Origin of the sequence: Motilibacter peucedani (genome assembly GCF_003634695.1) — a bacterium.
GTDB lineage: Bacteria > Actinomycetota > Actinomycetes > Motilibacterales > Motilibacteraceae > Motilibacter > Motilibacter peucedani.
In genome coordinates this window covers 35,150-53,314 of sequence record NZ_RBWV01000014.1, presented here as the reverse complement: position 1 = coordinate 53,314, position 18,165 = coordinate 35,150, and the positions used below count along the sequence as shown (strand labels likewise).

General features: G+C 74.0%; 12 protein-coding genes. 5 read left to right on the top strand and 7 right to left on the bottom strand.

Annotation, left to right across the window (positions count from 1 at the left end; genetic code table 11):
* A complete protein-coding gene (locus tag CLV35_RS15340) occupies nucleotides 1-2,106 on the bottom strand; it encodes a hypothetical protein (RefSeq protein WP_121194392.1) in 2,106 nt (701 codons plus the stop codon).
* Nucleotides 2,107-2,438: 332 nt separating this feature from the next.
* Between CLV35_RS15340 and CLV35_RS15335 the strand changes: the two genes are divergently transcribed.
* Complete coding sequence (locus tag CLV35_RS15335) at nucleotides 2,439-3,641, top strand: glycosyltransferase (RefSeq protein WP_231121886.1); 1,203 nt, start codon at nucleotides 2,439-2,441, stop codon at nucleotides 3,639-3,641.
* Here the strand turns inward: CLV35_RS15335 and CLV35_RS15330 are convergent.
* From CLV35_RS15330 to CLV35_RS15310, 6 genes are read right to left on the bottom strand one after another with little or no spacing between them, the layout of a single operon-like run.
* Nucleotides 3,638-4,813 (bottom strand): cellulase family glycosylhydrolase, encoded by a 1,176-nt coding sequence (locus tag CLV35_RS15330; protein WP_183062017.1) that lies wholly within the window; start codon nucleotides 4,811-4,813, stop codon nucleotides 3,638-3,640. The two genes, CLV35_RS15335 and CLV35_RS15330, sit on opposite strands and share 4 nt — an antisense overlap.
* 14 nt (nucleotides 4,814-4,827) lie before the next feature.
* Nucleotides 4,828-5,946 carry a glycosyltransferase family 4 protein gene (locus tag CLV35_RS15325; RefSeq protein WP_147431988.1) on the bottom strand — a complete coding sequence of 373 codons (1,119 nt, stop codon included), beginning with the start codon at nucleotides 5,944-5,946 and terminating at the stop codon, nucleotides 4,828-4,830.
* A complete protein-coding gene (locus CLV35_RS15320) occupies nucleotides 5,943-7,079 on the bottom strand; it encodes a glycosyltransferase (RefSeq protein ID WP_231121883.1) in 1,137 nt (378 codons plus the stop codon). Before CLV35_RS15320 ends, CLV35_RS15325 begins: the two co-directional genes overlap by 4 nt.
* Complete coding sequence (locus CLV35_RS15315) at nucleotides 7,076-8,242, bottom strand: glycosyltransferase family 4 protein (protein WP_183062016.1); 1,167 nt, start codon at nucleotides 8,240-8,242, stop codon at nucleotides 7,076-7,078. The genes CLV35_RS15320 and CLV35_RS15315 overlap by 4 nt, the downstream gene beginning before the upstream one ends.
* Nucleotides 8,239-8,943, bottom strand: a complete 705-nt coding sequence (locus CLV35_RS20180; RefSeq protein ID WP_183062015.1) for a hypothetical protein — start codon at nucleotides 8,941-8,943, stop codon at nucleotides 8,239-8,241. The genes CLV35_RS15315 and CLV35_RS20180 overlap by 4 nt, the downstream gene beginning before the upstream one ends.
* Nucleotides 8,936-12,130 (bottom strand): DUF6541 family protein, encoded by a 3,195-nt coding sequence (locus CLV35_RS15310; protein ID WP_121194388.1) that lies wholly within the window; start codon nucleotides 12,128-12,130, stop codon nucleotides 8,936-8,938. Before CLV35_RS15310 ends, CLV35_RS20180 begins: the two co-directional genes overlap by 8 nt.
* Before the next feature lie 308 nt (nucleotides 12,131-12,438).
* Between CLV35_RS15310 and CLV35_RS15305 the strand changes: the two genes are divergently transcribed.
* From CLV35_RS15305 to mnmA, 4 genes are all read left to right on the top strand, one after another.
* The gene (locus tag CLV35_RS15305; RefSeq protein WP_147431987.1) at nucleotides 12,439-14,274 is read left to right on the top strand and encodes a glycoside hydrolase 5 family protein; all 1,836 of its coding nucleotides are present in this window, start codon (nucleotides 12,439-12,441) and stop codon (nucleotides 14,272-14,274) included.
* A gap of 465 nt (nucleotides 14,275-14,739) precedes the next feature.
* Nucleotides 14,740-15,699, top strand: coding sequence for a glycosyltransferase family 2 protein (locus tag CLV35_RS15300; RefSeq protein ID WP_407938218.1), 960 nt, complete (start codon nucleotides 14,740-14,742; stop codon nucleotides 15,697-15,699).
* Between the two features lie 113 nt (nucleotides 15,700-15,812).
* Complete coding sequence (locus CLV35_RS15295) at nucleotides 15,813-16,988, top strand: cysteine desulfurase family protein (protein WP_121194385.1); 1,176 nt, start codon at nucleotides 15,813-15,815, stop codon at nucleotides 16,986-16,988.
* Between the two features lies 1 nt (nucleotide 16,989).
* Nucleotides 16,990-18,078, top strand: a complete 1,089-nt coding sequence (gene mnmA, locus CLV35_RS15290) for a tRNA 2-thiouridine(34) synthase MnmA (RefSeq protein WP_231121879.1) — start codon at nucleotides 16,990-16,992, stop codon at nucleotides 18,076-18,078.
* Nucleotides 18,079-18,165 lie beyond the last annotated feature (87 nt).

Below are 18,165 nucleotides of genomic sequence, written 5' to 3'. Positions count from 1 at the left end.
TCAGGGTCCCTTCGGGAGGAGCGAGGTCTCGGGGGTGGGCTCCTGCCCGGGCGCCGGGAGGAGGCCCGACGCGGGCGAGGCGGGGTAGGACACGACGAGGGCGCCGTTGCCCACGGAGACGGTGGCCGCGCTGTAGGGCGCTCGCTGGGCGGCGACGAGCGAGCGGAGGGCGAGCACCCCGGGGGAGTCGACCGACACTGGCGCCCCGTCGAGCGAGACGACCTCGGCCGCCCGCCGCGGGCGCTCGGCCGACTCGCCGGGTGCCGCCGGGAAGCCTACGACGGTGACCGGCTGGTCCTGGAGGGCCAGGGCCAGCAGCGTCACCAGTCGTGCGTCGACGTGCCCGCCGACGAGCAGCGCGCGGGCCGGCGACGACAGGCTCAGCCGGGGGTTGCGGGCCAGCTGGGCGCCCACGCCCGCGGACGCGGTGGTGTCCTCCCGCGCCTGCGCGCCGGCGGAGCCTGCCCCCAGCGCGTTGACTCGGCGCACCTCGACCCGGTCGGCACCGGAGCCGAACGACGCGAGGACCGTCGAGGAGGTCAGCGAGTCGGAGACGTACGCGGTGCTGCTCGCCAGGGAGCGCAGCGCGCGCGTGGAGACCACGACGTCGAGGTCCTGCCAGCGCGCCGGCGGCGTGGAGAGCAGGGTGCCGTCGGCGTCCGGCTGAGCCAGAGCGGGGACGTCCGACGCCGAGCTGGTGCGCGCGGCGGTCCGGCCGTCGGCACGGAGGTCGAGCACGGTGGCGTCGTCGGAGAGGAGCGTGTCGGTGGCAGGCACGTTGACGGCGAGCCAGTCGCGCGCCGACACCTGCGGCGCCGCGTCCCCGGCGGTGACCGTGCGGTAGTCGTCAGGCACCCAGGCCAGGGCCGCTCCGGCGAGCGCGATCACTCCGACGGCGGTCAGGCCCGCGGTGCCCCGCGGCCCGACCGCGCGTGCGCGGTCGACGACCAGCGCACCTGCGGCGGCGGCGCTGACCGCACCGAGCGGCAGGAACACCGCTAGCAGGCCGGTGCCCTCCGGCGCCCAGAGCCACGCGGCCAGCGCGGCGACGGCCGTGCCGGCACCGAGCAGACGGGTGCGCGGGGCGCCGAGGACGACGAGGAGCACGGCGGCGACCAGGCCGCCGAGGACCAGCAGCGGGTCAGTCGAGACGAGGGAGCCTGCACCGCCGGGCGACCAGGCACCGGAGAGCCGGTGCAGGAGCCCGTCGAGGGCCGGTCCGGTGCCGCCCGGCCGGTCGAGGGCCGGCCAGAGGCCGGAGCGGTCGGCGACGACGAGCCACCCCGCGCCGACGGCGAGGAGCAGCGCGCCCGCCACCGCGTACGCGCGCCAGGCGGCCCGGCCGCGCCACGCAAGAGCGGCCACCAGCGGCAGCACGGCCGCCGCGGCAGGTGCGGTGAGCGTGGCCACGGCGAGCGCGAGAGCAGCGGCCGGCAGGGCGACCGCGCGGCGGGTCCGCGCGGTCGAGAGGACCACGGCCAGCAGCGCCCACGGAGTGGCGAGGACGACCAGCGAGACCTCCCGAGCCCCGGGGAGCACGGCGGGCGAGAGGCCGTAGGCGAGGACGGCTGCGACGGCGGCGGGCCGGGTCAGACCCACACGGCGGGCCAGGACCCACACGAGGGCGGCGGACACCGTGTGGGCGACCAGGCCCAGCTCCAGCGCGGTTGCGACGACGCCCGGCGCAGCGCCCACCCCTGCACCGCTCCCGGTCCAGGCGCCCAGTGCGAGCCAGCCCAGCGGGGGTGCCGCGCTCCGGTGGTCGTGGGAGCCGAGGGCGGCGGCGTGCTGCGTGACCCACGCGTGGGCGAGCACCCGGCCCGAGGGCCCGCCGGCGGACGGGCTGTCCCACAGGCGCAGGCCCGCGACGACGGCCACGAGCCCCACCGCACGCACCGGCCAGGACAGCACGTCGTACGCGCGCGCCAGCCTCGCGGTCCACCGGGCCCGGTCGGCGGGTACGTGCACCACCTCGAGCCGGTCGTCCGTCGGCAGCGCCCCGTCCAGGCTCAGGCCTCCCGACCGCGGGTCGCGCTGCAGGAGCGAGCCGGGAGGCCGCGAGGTCGTCGTGCCGGGCGGCTCTGGCGAGCGGTCGGAGGGGGCCACGTCGGTGCTTCGTACCTGAGGGGACGTGCGGATCGATCGTCGCGGCAACAAACTCGCTCGGCTCACCGCTCGTGACGCGCTGTGCCGAGCACCCCGCGGTGGCACCCGCCGCGCGGAGGGCCAGAATGATCACGTGGTCCTCTCGTGGCTCGCCCTCCGACTGCGCACCGGCCCCTGCCGGCGGTGCCGCCATGACAAGCAGGCCCACCTGCACCACCGCCGCGGGTCGGACTGCTCGCTCTGCAGCTGCCCCGCCTACCGCTGACGGCCTGGACCTCCGCAGGGTGCTCGCGGCCCGTTCGGCCCGAGCGCCGCTCGCTATCCTTCGGGGCGTGAGCACCCCGAGCGAGCCCCGCGGCCCCCGAGTGCTGGTCGTAGGCTCCGGCTGGCGCTTCACCTCGGGCATCAGCTACTACACCTGCCGGCTGTCCAACGCCTTCAGCGAGGTGACGCCGACGAGCGCCCTGCTCATGCGGCGGCTGGTGCCGCGTGCGCTCTACCCCGGTCGCGCCCGGGTCGGCGTCCAGGTCAACGCCCTCGAGTACGCCCCCGGCGTGCCGGTCCTCGACGGCGTCGACTGGTACTGGGGCAGCAGCATGCTGGCCGCCCGCCGGTTCCTCCGCGAGCAGCGGCCCGACGTCGTCGTGCTGCAGTGGTGGACCGGTGCGGTGCTGCACTCCTACCTCGCGATCGCGACCCTCGCGCGCCGGCAGGGCGCCACGGTCGTGATCGAGTGGCACGAGGTGCAGGACACCGGTGAGGCGCGCATCCCCGGGGTCGTGCGCTACGTCCGGGCGGCCGTGGCGCAGCTGCTCCGGCGCGCGGACGGGCACGTGGTCCACAACAAGCACGACCTCGAGCTGCTCCAGGCCGCCTACGACCTGCCTCCCGGCAACGTGGTCGTCGCCCCGCACGGGCCCTACGACCACCACGCCGGCGCGGTGCAGGCCACCGGACCAGAGCACCCCGACGCGGCTCCCGTCGACGACGACGGCCGTTTCGTGTTCCTCTACTTCGGCATCGTGCGCCCCTACAAGGGCGTCGAGGACCTCGTCGCGGCGTGGGACCTGCTCCCTGCGCCGGTGCGGGAGGGTTCCCGCCTCGTGCTCGTCGGCGAGAAGTGGGAGGGCTGGGACGCCCCCTTCGAGGCTGTCGCCGCCAGCCCGTCGCGCGAGAGCATCTCGGTGGTCGACCGCTACGTCACCGATCCGGAGGTGCAGGCCTACTTCGGCGCGGCGGACGCGGTGGTCCTGCCCTACAAGCGCTCCTCGTCCTCGGGGCCGCTGCACATCGCGATGAGCGCCGGGCTCCCTGTCGTCGTCACTGCGGTCGGGGGCCTGGTCGAGGCCGCTGGCGACTACGCAGGCACCGTCTTCGCACCGCCGGAGGACCCGGCGGCGCTCTCCGAGGCGATGCAGCGGGCGTACGCCATGCGCGGGCAGCGCTTCGAGGACCCGCACAGCTGGTCGACGACGCTCGAGGCCTACGCGGACCTGCTCCGGCGCCTCGGCGCGCGCACCTGGAACGGGTCCTAGTCGCGGCCCGACTCGGCGGCGCCGACGGCCTCGAGCACTCCGAAGAGCGGGTCGTCGCTGCCGAGCAGCACGTCGTAGGAGTCCGTCGGCTCGGTGTTGAGCTGCCACACGAGGTAGCCGTCGGCCCCTGCCGCGAACGCCGCCCGCATCTTGGCCAGCAGCAGGTCGGCCCGTCGCTGACGCTCGGCGTCGGTGGCGGCCGAGATCCCGGCCTCGCCCACGACGAGCGGCTTGCCGAGGACCTGCGCCCGGGCGAACGAGCACCCGATCTTCGAGTCCGTGCGTGTGCACTGGCCGTCCTCTGGCGACGGCGGCGTGGTCCCGTCGGAGCTCCCGGGCATCGGCACCGTGTCGTCGCCCCAGCGGCCCCAGTCGTGCACCTCGGCGAAGTCGACGGTGTCGGTCTGGTAGACGTCGCTGAAGTCGGTGCCGCTGGCCCCAGGGGCGCCGTTGCTCTGCGTCCCCACCGTCAGCAGGTGCCTGCTGTCGTGGGACTTGACGACGGCTCCCACGTCCTGAGCGAAGTCGACCAGGGCGGAGCGTCCGTCGGCGTCCCTGGCGCTGGTGTCGGCCTCGTTGACCATGCTCCACCCGAGGATCACCGGCTCGTCACGGTAGTGCGTCACGACGCGCGCGGCGTAGTCGCGGAACGACAGCGACGCCGTGCCGTAGGGGTGCTTGTAGCCCTCGGTGTACCACGTGTCGCCCTCGTAGCTCGACTTCGGCGTGTGAGCCGGGCCGGTCGTGCAGTCACCCGGGCCGTCCTCCAGCACGGGCAGCAGGTGCAGGCCCGCGTCGCGCGCTGCCTCCACCACCTTGTCGACGCCGGCCCAGTAGGTGCCGCCGCGGGTGTAGGTCTGGTAGGCCCAGAAGCGCACCACCGTGGCGCCGCTGTCGTGGATCCGGGTGAAGGCCGAGGCGAGCTGGCTGGCGTCGAGCGCCGTCTGCGGGTGGCAGGAGTACGAGTCGGTCGCCGCGGCGTCGTAGAGGTTGAACCCCACGAAGCGGAAGGGTGCGCCGTCGAGGCGGAAGCCGTCGCCCTGGCGGCTGACCCACCCCGAGTGGCGACCGGAGCAGGCAGCGAGCGACGTGCCGAGCAGGGCGACCAGCAGGCAGGTGACGACCAGGCGGAGCCGACGCGTCCTCCGCGCCGCTGCGTACCGCTCCGGCACCGGCGCGAGCGCGGTCAGCAGCTCAGCTCCCCGGCGAGCCGCTCCCGCGTCAACGCCGGGAGCATGCGGTCGACCACGTGGTCCCACTGGAAGCGAGACTCGACGCGGGAACGCCCCGCGGCGCCCAGCTGCTGCGCGCGCACGGGATCACGGAGCAGCTCGCAGAGGGCGTCGGCGAGCCCTGCGGCGTCGTGCGGCTTGACCAGCAGCCCGGTCTCGCCCTCGACCACCATGTCGGGGATGCCGCAGACGGTGGTCGCCACGACGGGCAACGTGTGGGCCATCGCCTCCAGCACCACGAGGGGGAAGGGGTCGAACAGCGAAGGCAGGCAGAAGACCGTTGCGCCTGCGTAGATCCGGGCGAGCTCCGCCCGGTCGCGCACGCGACCGGTGGCCTCGATCCCAGGACCGAGGTCGCCGCGCGGGCCGGCACCGACCAGGCGCAGACGCGCGTCGGGGTGGGCGCGCCGCACGAGGGCGAACGCCTCGAGCAGCACCTGCCCGCCCTTGCGCTCGAAGTCGTTGCCGACGAAGAGGATCTCCGGCGGGCCGACAGGGGCGGAGGTCCGGACCTGCGGCAGCTCCGCGACGTTGGCGCCGGCGCCTACGACCGAGACCCTGGCCGGGTCGACGCCGTAGTCGTCGACGAGCGAGTCGGCCGTCGCCTGGTAGAAGGCGAACAGGTGCTGCGCGCGCGCGTACGTCGCCCGCTCCTCTGCATGCCACTCCGCGAGAGCCCTGCCGCGCAACGGATTCCACGCCGGCCACTGCTCGACCACCTGGCGGTGGGTGCAGTCCACGTAGACCGCCGCCCGCGCCCACTCGACGGCGAACAGCGCGTGCACCTGGAGCGTGACGTCAGCCTCCGCGCCGTGCCGGTCGTGCAGCGTCCGGGCGTTGCGGGTCCGCAGACGACGGGCCAGGAGGCTCTTGAAGAAGCGCTCCGCCCACGCTGCCCGCGACGGCCGGAAGGAGGTCGCGGCGACGAGGTAGCGCTGCCAGCGGCGCAGGTCGGGGTCGAGCTCAGCGACCACGTCGAAATGCCGCGCCACAGCCCTGAACAGGAACGGCGAGAGCGGGTCGCCGCGCGAGACCAGCTCCATCGAGGCGCGAGCAGGGCCGGTGCCCGTCATCCCGCCGCCGCCCGGAGCTCGTCGTAGAGCGAGTCGAGGCGCTCCACCGTCGAGGCGATGCCGTAGCGCTCGACCAGTCGGCCGGGAGCGGGGTGGCGCGTGCGGCCGTGGGCGAGGAGGTCGTCGACGGCGCCGCTGATGGCGAGCAGTTCGTCGTCGCCGTCGGCGCCCGGAGGCAGCTCGACCGCCCAGGAGCACTGGACCTGCGCCTCGTCGATCGCCGGGCACTGCGCGTAGACGACTGGCAGACCGGAGCCCAGCGCCTCGACGACAGCCATGCCGAAGGTCTCGTCGCGCGACGGGCTGACCAGCAGGTCCAGCGCGCTGAGAACGGCGGGGACGTCCGGCCGGGCGCCCAGCAGCAGCACCCGGTCGGCGACCCCGAGCTCGGTCGCCAACGCCTCGAGCTCAGGACGCAGCGGCCCGTCACCCGCGACGGCCAGCCAGGCGTCGCCGGAGCGCAGACGTGGCGCCAGGGCGCGCACCAGCCGGTCCATCCGCTTGACGGCGTCGAGGCGGCCCACGGCGCCCACCACGACGGCCTGCTCGTCGAGCCCGAGCTCGGCGCGCACGCTCGCGCGGGCGGTCGAGGAGAACCGCAGCGCCTCGAACTCGATGCCGTTGTCGACGACCTCGATGCGCGCCGGTCGGACTCCCCATGCCACCAGGCGCTCGCGAGTGGTCGCCGACACCGCGACGGTCCGCGTCGTGAGGCGCTCGAGCGCCAGGTAGAGCCGACGCAGCCAGGCGCTCAGCGGGCGGCCCTCGATGGTCGTCGCCATGAGCGAGTGCTCGCTCGAGACGATCACCGGCACGCCGGCGAGACGAGCCGCGGGGATGCCCCAGAGCTGCGCGGCCAGCAGGTGGACGTGCACGACGTCGGGCCGGTAGCGCCGGATCCTGGCGGCGAGGCGGAAGACGGCGACCGCCTTGCGCCAGCCGTCCATGCCGAGCACCTCCACGCGCTGGCCGGAGGCGACCATGGCGTCCCCGACGGTCCCTGACCCGTAGAGGCAGATGGTCGCGGTCTGGTGCCGGGTCCGCCCGACGATCGACTCGAGCTGGCGCTCGGCGCCCCCGGTCGTGAGGGTGGTGATGACGTGCACGACGCGCAGCGGCGCTGCTGGGGTCACAGCAGACCCCTGGACCGGCCGATGTCGCGGTAGACGTCCGCCACAGCGGCGGCGCACGCGTCCCAGGTAGGCAGGTCGGCCTCGGGCAGGGGTCGCGGGCCGTCGAGGGTCGCCGAGGCGCGCAGCTCCTCGACCAGGGCTGCAGCGACCTGCGCGGGAGCAGCGTCGTGCGGGACCCCTGTGACGAGCCCGTCCTCGACGAGGTCGCCGGTGCCGGCGACGTCGGCCCCTACGACGGGCAGTCCGATGGCCACAGCCTCCATGATCGCGACCGGGTGCGCCTCGTAGCTCGACATCGCGGCCATGACGGCCGCGCTCGCGAGCTCGGTCGCCATGGCGGCGCGGTCCGCCGGAGGCAGGTGCTTGATCGTGACCGATCCCGCCACGCCGAGCCGGTCGGCGAGCGCCCGGAGCTCCGGCTCGTAGGCGCCGCCGCCGAGCACCACAAGGTGGGCTCCTGGCACGTCGCGCTGCACGAGCGGCAGGGCCTCGATGACGCGGTGATGGCCCTTGTACTTCTCCAGGCGGCCGCTCGACACGATGCGGCCAGGGACCGGGCGCAAGCCCTCGGGCACCGGCGGGAGCGCACCGCCGTTGGGGATCACGGTGAACCGGCCCGGCTCGATGCCTGTCGACGCGGAGAAGGCGGAGCGCTCGAACCGGCTCACGGCGATGAGCCGGTCGGCGCCCCGGAGCAGCGGCGTGATGGCCCGCCACTGCAGAGCGCGCACCCTCGAGCGCGACGGCGCCGAGTGGCCGCCGCTGTGGAAGGTCAGCACGTAGGGAAGTCCCGCCCGCCGCGCAGCTGCCATGCCGATGATGGGTACGAAGGTGTGCACGCCCTGGAAGTGGACGACGTCCCAGTCGCCGCCGGTGATGACCGACCACACGCCCGGGGAGAGGTAGAGGTCGGCGTCGCGCGGCCAGGAGCGGCGCCGGACGACGCGTACGCCGTCCACCTCGTCGCGGCGCGGGAGCGTGCCGCTCCGGTCGGTGGCGAGGACCGTCACGTCGATGTCGTCGACGGCGACGAGCCGGCGGGTCACCTCGGCCACGTGGGTCTCGGTGCCCCCGAGCTCCGGGAAGAAGCGCTGCACGACCTGCAGGACGCGCAGCGGGCGACGGCTGGCGGGCCGTGCTTCGCCGTCGGTCTCGAGCGTCACGGGTTCCTCCGGTCTAGCACGACTGAGCGGACCGGCTGGTCCTGCGAGGGATTGCTGAGCGTCACGACGGTGCGTGCTCCGCCCTGCACGAGGACGGGGAAGCTCATGGTCTGGCCGGCCTCGAGGGAGAAGCTCCCGCTCAGCACGGTCGCCCGGGAGCCCGACTCCGCTCTCAGCACGAAGGGTCCGGCATCCCCGCCGGCGCTCACCAACGCGCGGGTGACGCCGCCGGAGGTCTTGAGCGACAGCTGCACCGGCGGTTCCTCCAGCCGCCGGGCCGACTCCACCGAGATGCCGAGGGCGGTCGCCACGAGAGCGACGGTGACGCCACCCCATACCACTGCAGTGGGGGAGCCGAACGACGTGCCGGCCCACACGGGCGGCGGGACCGGACGGCGCGCGCACAGCGCCAGCGCAGCGAGCGCGAGCACCCCGGCACCGAGCGCCCACGACGTCCGGGTGATGCCACCAGGCACCACGTCCAGCACGAAGCCGAGACCGATGAGGCACACGACGGGCCCGGCGATCGCGGCGATGGTGGCGTCGAGGCGCCCGCGCCGCCGGTGCCGCGCGACCCGCTCGGCCACGACCACGGCCGCGAGGACCACGGCAGGGGTGCTCAGCCACGCAGGGACTCCGAGCGAGGCGAGCACGACGGCGTCGAGCACCACGCCCATCCGCCAGGTGATCTCCCTACGCACCGCGCAGCCTCCGGACGTCGTAGATGGCGATCGAGCCGTTGTCGTAGACCTTCGTGACGCCGCGGACGGTGTCGAACTTGTGCAGTGCGGCCGCTGGGACCGGCGCGGTGCGCGGCGAGCCGAACTCACCGGACTCGATGTAGACGTCCTCGTGGGGCAGGCTGTTCGAGTCGCGCTGGTCCACGACGACGTAGGAGATGCGCGCCTGCTTGATGAGCGCGACGTCCGCCGCGGTGAACTCAGGGTCGAGGATCAGCCTCGAGGCGTCGATGTCGGTGGAGATGTGGCGCACCGTGAACATGCCGCCGACGCCCGCGGCGAGCAGGCCGGACACCCGGTCGGCGTAGACGCGGGTGTCGCCCTTGACGTTGTCGTGGAGCCACTGGGCCGCAGCCAGGTTGTCGCTGTCGACGCTGCGCGCGTCGGCAGAGATCTGATAGGCGCCGGGCAGCTGCTCGGAGACGGGGCCCGCGCCGAGCACGACGTTGCCGAGCATGACGATCCCGAGCGCTGCGGCGAGGACCGCGGCCGTCCTCGCGCGCAGGGTCCGGCGCCAGAGCCACCAGCCGAACACGAAGGCCACGCCGAAGAAGACGAACCCCGACGAGCGGTCGCCCACCTCCGCAGTGGCCCGCGTCAGGTGGCCCGCGGGGATGATCGGGAACAGGCAGGCCACGAGGCTGAGCAGGACAGCCAGCGGCACCCGCCGCCGCAGCCATTCGCGCGAGCGCAGCAGCGCGGGGACCAGGCCCACGGTGACGAGCGCGAGAGCGGCCAGGATCAGCGCCTTCTCCCAGAGATAGCTGCTGGTGCCTGCGGAGTCCTTGAAGACGCTCTTGGTCTGCTGCCCGCGCGTGAGGGCGCCCACGTCGTTGCTCGAGCTGGTGACGATCGACCAGAGGTAGCTGACCACCGGGTTGCCGGGGTTGGCGGCCACCAAGACGACGGCAGCCGCTCCGACGGCCCCCAGCACGGCGAGGCCGAGCGCGTCACGGCGTTCGCCCTTGGCGCGCAGCAGCAGCTCGAGCACGAGCCAGCCGAGCAGGGAGGCCACCAGGAGCACCGCTGTCAGGTGGTGCGTGGCCGCGGTCGCCGACGCCAGCGCCGCGGCGCCCAGCAGCGAGCTGCGGCGACCCCGCACGCGGCTGACGAACGCGTACAGCGTCAGCACCGCGAGGGGGAGGGCGAGCGTCTGGTAGGAGAACTGCGAGTTGAAGAACAGCAGCTGGGGGTTCGAGACGTAGACGACGCTGGCCACGCACGCGACGCGGGTCGAGCCGGAGACGGCCCGCACCAGCGCGACGAGGGTCAGGGCGAAGACCACCCGCACCAGCAGCAGCACGACCACGGAGGTGGCGTAGACCGGCAGCCCCGTCGTCTGCCGCACGGCGTCCGTGACGATCTCGAGCCCGGGGTAGTAGGCCGAGACGGGCAGCAGCGAGTTGAGCGAGAACAAGTGGTGCGAGGAACCGATCTGGCGCAGGACGTTCGCGTGCAGGAACTCGTCGTGGTAGGCGAAGTGCTGCGGGTTGATCAACGGCCGGCTGAGCTGCAGGGCGATCGGCACCGCTACGGCCAGCGCGATGCGCTCCCGGTCCGACGTCCCGGAGAGCAGGATGCGGAAGGCGGCCGGCACGAGCACGACCGCGAGCCCGAGGACGTAGGTGACGGCCTGCAGCTGGCCGGCGGCGTCGGGCCGGGACTGCGCCCCTGCCACGGCGACGAGCAGCAGTCCGAGGGCCATCGCCGCGAGGGTCGGACCGGTGAGGTCGCGGGAGGGCGGGACGGACCCTGCCGAGAGGCTGGTCGGTGCGGGCTCGTCGTTCGGCGCGGGCTCGTCGGTGACCTGCCCCCCGGGGGGCGTCACGGGCTCCGTGTCGCGGGCTGCGTGGCGCACGGCGAGCAGGAGGGGCGGCAGCAGCACCAGGGCCTCGGCAGCCAGCACGCTGACCCACGCCACGCTGAGCCCGTCGATGCCGTGCGTGCGCGCACCGACGAGGGCGGCGGCCAGCTCGACGACGGTGAAGCAGGCGATCACGGTCACGGCCTGGCTGGTGCGTCCCTGCAGCCGGCGCAGGGCGATGAAGTGGTCCTTGACGACGAAGGGGATGCCGGCCAGCACCAGGACGCGCAGCGTGGTGGCGCCGTCGTCGGCGTAGCCGCTGCCGAACAGCCGCAGGACCAGGCCGGCGAAGGGGAACAGCACGACGTAGGCCGCGACGCTGGCCGCCACGGCGAGCGGGATGGTCGTGCGCATGTGGGCGATGGCCGCACGTTCCTCACCGCGCGCCGAGGCGAAGACCCCGATGGCGATGGCGTAGGGCACCGCGAAGACGAACCCCGTGACCAGGAGCGCGGTGTTGAACGCGCTGTTGGCGGCGGTCGAGAGCGCCACGGTGACGATCAGCGGCAACAGCTGCAGCGGCGCCTGCAGGGCGAGGTTGAGCGCGTGGTGGCTGGCGGCGTGCCGGCCGAGCCCGCGCATCCTCCCGAGGTCGACCAGACGGCCGGACGTGTCGAGCGCGCGGCCCCCACGCGTACGCCATGCGACCAGCGGCAGCGAGGTGGCGGTCCCGATCGTCCAGGCGAGGAAGATCGCCATCCCGCTCGTGGCGCCCGCCGCGCCGAGGGCGAGCAGTGCGACGATCTTCACCGAGCTGGCGAGGACGTTGCGCTCGAGCTGGAGCGCGCCGGTGCCGATGCTGAGCACCGCCTGGTCGAGGACCATCACCAGGGCCGTGAGCCCGATGCCGAGCACCAGACCTGCTGCGGCAGCGGGGCTGCCGGCCATGGAGCGCAGGTTGTCGACGTGCAGCACGCCTTCGGCGACCGCTGCGAACACCGCCGTGAGGAAGGCGCCCGCGAGCCCGGCCAGCAGCAGCGAGTTGCGCACGAGCACCCGGCGCTCGCCCTGCTCGGTGCGGGGGAGGCGGTCGATCAGCAGGGTGCCCAGGCCGAGGGTGCCGACCGAGCCGATCAGCATCATGAGCGAGACGGCCGCGAGGGCGGTGCCGACCTGCGGGCGCGACGACTGCCGCGCGGCCACCGCCCAGAAGAGCAGCCCGAGCAGCGCGGTGACCGCCTGCGTCGAGACCAGCGAGGCGCTGATGCCCGCGATGCGGCGCAGCCCGGAGGACACGCTGCGCGGTGCTGCTGCGGGGCGGCGCTCGTCGACGCTCGCTGTCACAGTGCCCCCGTCCGAGTTCGCTCGTGCATTCCATCGACGCAGTTGCCTTTGCCGGTGGCGCTCCGCACGTCGTCGTCAGTGCACCTGGGAGCGCGATCGTCGGCTCCCCCGCGTCCAGTCTACGAACAGCGCGGCGGTCCCGTCCCCCGAAGAGGGCGTCGAGTCCCGCAGTTCACCGTCTCGGGTGTGTTCGGAGCCGGGGGACGCGCGGACGGGTGGTCGTGGCCGCCGCGCTCAAGCGTGGCGACGAGCCGGCCGATCGAGCGGGAGCGCTCATCCCCGAGCCGCCCGTGTCCGGAGGTCCTGCTGTGAGTGCACGTCCCGTCCACCGCACCTCATGGAGCACGGCCGTCGTGGCAGCGGTGAGCGCGGCCGCGGCGGTGCTCACGCTCGCCGGTCCGGCGGCCGCCTCGACCCCCGCGCACCGCAGGGTGCCGGCCGCCGTACGCGCCGCCGCAGTGTCCGTGCCACGAGCCGCGAGCGCGCTGCTGCCCACCGCGGACAGCTTCGTGACCCGTTCGGGGAGCACGCTGCTGCTGCAGGGCAAGCCGTTCCGCTTCGTCGGCGCCAACGAGTACTACCTCGGCCTCGACGACAACGTCCGTGACGCCCAGGGCCGGCCGACCTACCCGACGCACGCCGCGATCGACTCGGCGCTCGATGCGGCGGTCTCCCTCGGCGCCACCGTCGTCCGGGCGCACACCCTCGGCATCTCCGTAGGCAGCCCGCGCAGCGTCGAGCCGTCGCTGGGTCGGTGGAACGACGCCGCCTTCGAGCCCGTCGACTACGCGGTGGCCGCTGCGCGGGCGCGCGGCCTGCGGCTCATGGTGCCCCTCACCGACGAGTGGCGGTACTACCACGGCGGGAAGTCGACGTTCACCGCGTGGCGCGGCTACGCCGGCAGCACCGACCCTGGCGCGACCGCGGCTGACGACGCGGTGCAGCGCGACGCGGAGGCGCACTTCTACTCCGACCCTGCGGTGATCTCCGACTTCCGCGCCTACGTCGCTCACGTGCTGGGCCACGTCAACCGCTACACCGGCACCGCCATGTCCAGCGAGCCGACGATCGCGGTCTGGGAGACCGGCAACGAGCTGTGGGACGCACCGAACTCCTGGACGGCGTCGACCGCCGCTTACATCAAGTCGCTGGCCCCGCGCCAGCTCGTCGCGGACGGCTCCGCCGCGAACGGCAAGCACGTGGCCGACGCGGCGGTCGACGCCCCTGCGGTCGACATCGTGGGCGGCCACTTCTACCCGCGTGACCCTGCGTGGATGCAGCAGGACGCTGCAGTGGCGGCCGGGCACGGGAAGGCGTACGTCGTCGGCGAGTTCGACTGGACGGGCGACCTCAGCTCCTGGCTCAGCAAGATCGCCGCCACCCCAGCGGTCTCGGGCGGCATCCTCTGGACGCTGCTGCCCCGCATCGCGGGCAAGCCGGAGCAGCACGGTGACGGCTACGCGATGTGGGTGCCCGGCACCACCGCCCAGATGACCTCGGCGCAGCAGCAGATCCGCAGCACGGCCGCAGCCCTCACGCGCAGCTGGCAGCAGGCCGCTGCTCCCGCGCCCGCAGCGGTGGCACCGCAGTGGTCGACCTGGGCAGGGCCGGGCGGCTCGGTGCAGACCACCACCAGCGGACTGGTGCTGCGTACCGGCGCGACGGGCGGCTGGGCCGACAAGGCCTCGGCGCGGCTCGTCGCGGCCGCGTCGGCCGACACCCGCGTGCGGGCGACCGTCGTGCCCGTGACGACGGGTGAGTCGTACCTCTCGCTCGTGCTGCGCAGCGCGGGGTCGGCCACGAGCGTGGCCGACGAGGCCGGCTACCGGGTCGAGCTCGACGGCGGCGGGTACGCGTCGGTGGGCCGCCGCGGTGCGGCGCCGGCACTGCTCTCGCCCAGCCTGCACATCGACGGATTCGCTGCGGGTTCACCGTTGTCGATCGAGTTCGCCGTGCGCGGCACCGCTCTGGAGCTCCGGCTGTGGACCGGCCCGGTGCGTCCGTCGCAGCCGACGTGGTCGGGCGACGACGACACGGCTGCAGCGGTCGCGGCGCCTGGTGGGGCGGCGTTCTCGCTGAACGGCGGCGCAGCGGCCGCACCGACAGAGTGGAAGATCACCTCGTGGCAGGTGCTTCCTGCCTGATCCGGCGCGTGGCCGATGTCGTGCCATCACGTCGTGGGCCCGTCCGGGGGACATCTCTGCGACGGAGTGCGAGTGCTCCGTCACGGCTCGTGAGACTTTCCCGGAAGGCTGTTGCTCCAGCACTCGTGCACCTAGCATCGAGGTGCGAGGTCGTGTCGAACCCGCCGCGGGGGAGCAGCGGATCGACAGCCCCGGTGCAGTCGAAGAAGATTTCTCGCAGTGCCTCCCATCCACCGCTGGACCGGCTCCGAACCTCGTAGGTCGGTGCCCTTCCGGTGGCCGCCGCTCCACGACGGAGCAGCAGCAGGCCTGCCGGGTACGCACGGGTGCGTCGACGACCTCGCTCGGCACCGGCGCCGGGAGTCCCGAAGCATCGAGTGCCTTCCAGGGGGAGCCATGTCAACAACGTCATCAAGCACTGCCGCCGCTCGCGACGGCGCGTCGCCCAGCCAGCTCAAGGTGCTCATGCCGGCACCGCGCCGGGACCTCGCGCCCGACGGTCCGTCGGTCACCGTCGTCGTGCCCGCCATGAACGAGGCGCGCAACCTCCCGTGGCTGGCCAAGCACATGCCGAAGGGCATCGCCGAGATCATCCTCGTCGACGGCCACTCCGTCGACGACACCGTCGCCGTCGCGCGCGGGCTGTGGCCCGACGTGCGCATCGTCTCGCAGAACCGGCGCGGCAAGGGCAACGCCCTCGCGTGCGGCTTCCACGCCGCCACGAGCGAGATCATCGTCATGATCGACGCCGACGGGTCGATGGACCCGGGTGAGATCCCGTTCTTCGTCGACGCACTGGTGGCCGGTGCCGACTACGCCAAGGGCAGCCGCTTCGGCACCGGAGGCGGCTCGAGCGACATCACGCCCGTGCGCGCCGCCGGCAACCGCTTCCTGAACCGCCTGACCAACACCTTGCACCGCACGAGCTACAGCGACCTCTGCTACGGCTACAACGCCTTCTGGCGCCGGGTGCTGCCGTTGCTCGCCATGGATCCCGGGACCGCCGAGGACGACGTCACCGAGCGCAAGTGGGGCGACGGCTTCGAGGTCGAGACGCTGATCAACATCCGCGTGCACAACTCGGGCCTGCGGATCGCCGAGGTCGCCTCCTTCGAGTCCGAGCGCCTGTTCGGGAGCAGCAACCTCCACGCGGTCTCCGACGGGCTGCGGGTCCTGCGCACCATCGCCATCGAGAAGCGCGACCTCCGTCGCGGCGACCGGGTCCGTGCCCTCTCGCAGCAGCTGATGCGCCTGGAGGACGTCTCGGAGCGCAGCAAGGTCGACGCCGTGACGCGCACGACGCCGGCAGCGGAGCCGGACCGCACGATCGACCTGCGCCGCTCCACCGTCGACCTGACCGCCGAGACGGTCAACGGTCACTCTCGGGGCGGGCGCAGCGCGTCGAACGGCAGCATCGCCGTCTGAGCGGGTGGGGGCGCCCGCCCGCCCCCCTGTTGGCACGATGTGACTCCTTGCCAATCTGATTGGCAAGGAGTCACATCGTGCCCAGGGCTGGCCGCCGCGTAGGATCGCCGACGATGGCGTACCTCGACCACGCGGCCACGACGCCTCTGCGGCCGGAGGCCGCCGAGGTGCTCTCGGCGCTGCTCCCGACGACGGTCAACCCGGCCAGCCTGCACGCGTCCGGCCGCCGCGCGCGCCGAACGCTGGAGGAGGCCCGTGAGCAGCTGGCCCGGGTCGTGTCGTGCCGTCCGGGCGAGGTCGTCTTCACCGGTTCCGGCACCGAGGCCGACAACCTGGCCGTGAAGGGCCTCTACTGGTCGCGCCGGGACGCCGACCCGAGGCGCCGCCGCGTCGTCGTCAGCGCCGTCGAGCACGCCGCCGTCCTCGAAGCCGCGCACTGGCTCGAGCGCTCGCAGGGCGCGGAGGTCGTCACCGTCCCGGTCGACGGTCTCGGCCGCACCGACGTCGACGCGCTCCGGAGCGTCCTCGACGACGACCCCGGCACCGTGGCGCTGGTCAGCGTCATGTGGGCCAACAACGAGGTCGGCACGGTCCAGCCGCTCGCCCAGGTGGTCGAGGCGGCGGCCCGCCACGGCGTACCCGTCCACGCCGACGCCGTCCAGGCGCTCGGCGCGCTGCCCATCGACTTCGCCGCCAGCGGCCTCGCCGCCCTCACCGTCAGCGGCCACAAGGTCGGCGGCCCGGTCGGCACCGGTGCCCTCGTCCTCGGCCGCGCCGAGGTCGTCACGCCGGTGCTGCACGGCGGGGGACAGGAGCGCGACGTACGCTCCGGCACCCTGGCCGCCGCATCGCTCGCCGCGTTCGCCACCGCCGCAGCCTGCGCCGAGGAGCGCCGGCCGGTCGAGTCCCGCCGGCTGGCGGGGCTGCGCGACGAGCTGGAGCGCCGCGTGCTCTCCGAGGTGCCCGACGCCGTCGTCAACGGCGACCGCGGCAACCGGCTGCCCGGCGTCGCGCACCTGACCTTCCCCGGCTGCGAGGGCGACGCGCTGCTCATGCTCCTCGACGCGCGCGGGGTCGAGTGCTCGACAGGTTCTGCTTGCACCGCAGGCGTTCCTGAGCCCAGCGAGGTGCTCCTGGCCATGGGGCTCGGTGCCGAGGCCGCCCGCGGCTCGCTCCGCTTCAGCCTGGGCTGGACCTCGACCAGCACAGACGTCGACGAGCTCGTCGAGGCGATCGGGCCCGCGGTCGCCCGGGCCCGTCGTGCCGGCCTCGTCACGACGGGAGCCTGACGTGCGCGTCCTGGCCGCGATGTCCGGCGGAGTCGACTCCGCAGTCGCGGCAGCACGGGCGGCCGAGGCAGGGCACGACGTCACCGGCGTGCACCTCGCGCTCTCGCCCTCGCCCGCGTCGTTCCGCGCCGGCGCCCGAGGCTGCTGCACCGTCGAGGACGCGCGCGACGCCCGCCGCGCCGCCGACGTCATCGGCATCCCCTTCTACGTCTGGGACCTCGCCGAGCGCTTCGCCGCCGACGTGGTCGAGGACTTCGTCCAGGAGTACGCAGCCGGCCGCACCCCCAACCCGTGCCTGCGCTGCAACGAGAAGATCAAGTTCGCCGCCGTGCTCGACCGCGCGCTCGCCCTGGGGTTCGACGCGGTCTGCACCGGTCACTACGCCCAGATCGTCGACGGCCCAGCGGGTCGCGAGCTCCACCGGGCGGTCGACCCGGGCAGGGACCAGTCCTACGTCCTCGGCGTGCTCGACGAGCGCCAGGTGGCCCACGCGATGTTCCCCCTCGGCGGCTCGCTCAAGTCGGAGGTGCGCGCCGAGGCCGAGCGCCGGGGGCTCGCCGTCGCCGACAAGCCCGACAGCCACGACATCTGCTTCATCGCCGACGGCGACACGGCCGGCTTCCTCGCCCGCCGCCTCGGTGACGCGCCCGGTGAGATCGTCGACACCGCCGGCGAGGTGGTCGGCACCCACGGCGGGTCATTCGGCTTCACGGTCGGCCAGCGCCGCGGCCTGCGCATCGGCCGGCCCGCGCCCGACGGGCGCCCTCGCTACGTCCTCGACATCTCGCCCGTCACGAACCGCGTCGTCGTCGGGGCCGCAGAGGAGCTCGACGTGCACGCGGTACGCGGCTCCCGCCCCCGCTGGTCCGGCCCCGCCCCCGACGGCGAGATCGAGTGCCTCGCGCAGGTCCGCGCGCACGGCGAGCCGGTCCCTGCAGTCGCGGGCGTCGGCGAGGACGGCACGCTGACGGTGCGGCTGCGTACGCCGGTGCGCGGGGTCGCCCCCGGCCAGGCGGTCGTCGTCTACGACGGCACCCGCGTCGTCGGCTCGGCGACGATCGACGCGACCTCGCGCGCAGCCACCGTCTGATCCCCGCGTCCGGCGGAGGGCCGCTCGGGCAGGAGCGCTGGACGCAGAGCCCCACCAGAACCACACTGCGGAGCAGCGCGCTGTGCA